The sequence below is a fragment of the Puniceibacterium confluentis genome (assembly GCF_007923445.1).
Classification (GTDB): Bacteria; Pseudomonadota; Alphaproteobacteria; order Rhodobacterales; family Rhodobacteraceae; genus Puniceibacterium; species Puniceibacterium confluentis.
Map to the genome: position 1 here is coordinate 1 of NZ_VOJI01000111.1, position 575 is coordinate 575.

The following is a 575-nucleotide window of genomic DNA, read 5'->3' on the forward strand; positions in this document are numbered from 1 at the left end:
TCCGCGACGGATCGACGGGCGTCTGCTTGGCCACGTCGGCGTAGCCGTAGCCCTTGGCGAGCAGCACCTCGCCGTCCTTGACCACCACCACGACCGCGCCGGCCACGTCGCCCCGCTTCAGGGCGTAGGGCATGAGGCCGTCCACGAACGCCTCGGCGTCGACGGCGGTCAGTTCGCGCCCACCGGCGGCCGGTGTCGCCCCGGCCTGCGAAGCGGCGGCGATCAACACCGCCACCCCGATCGCGATCCATGCGCCGCACCTCATAACGCCCCTCCGCCCAACCGTTTCCCAACCCAATTACAGAATTGCTAATTGTATTAGCTTATTTTCGCAACACCCCCGCTCGACCGCGACGATACCCATTGACACGTGGTCGATTTGCCCTCATCCGAATGCTACTTAAATTAGTCTAAGTCGATAGAGCCGTGGCCGACACCGCCGAAACGCCTTCAACGCTCGGAACGCTCGCGGGGCTTTGGCGGCGAAAGTCGCTAGCCGTGGGCGGCCGCGCGCCGTTCGAAGACAGCGACGCCCTCTGGATTCAGCTGGGCGCGTTCTTTGTGGACCTGCGCAC

Annotated in this window: 1 protein-coding gene; it reads right to left on the bottom strand. The window is 65.0% G+C overall.

Annotated features, from left to right (window positions below):
• On the bottom strand, positions 1 to 235 hold a 235-nt coding region (locus FOY53_RS22740; protein ID WP_222435344.1), incomplete at its 3' end, for a serine hydrolase.
• Between the last annotated feature and the right edge of the window lie 340 nt (positions 236 to 575).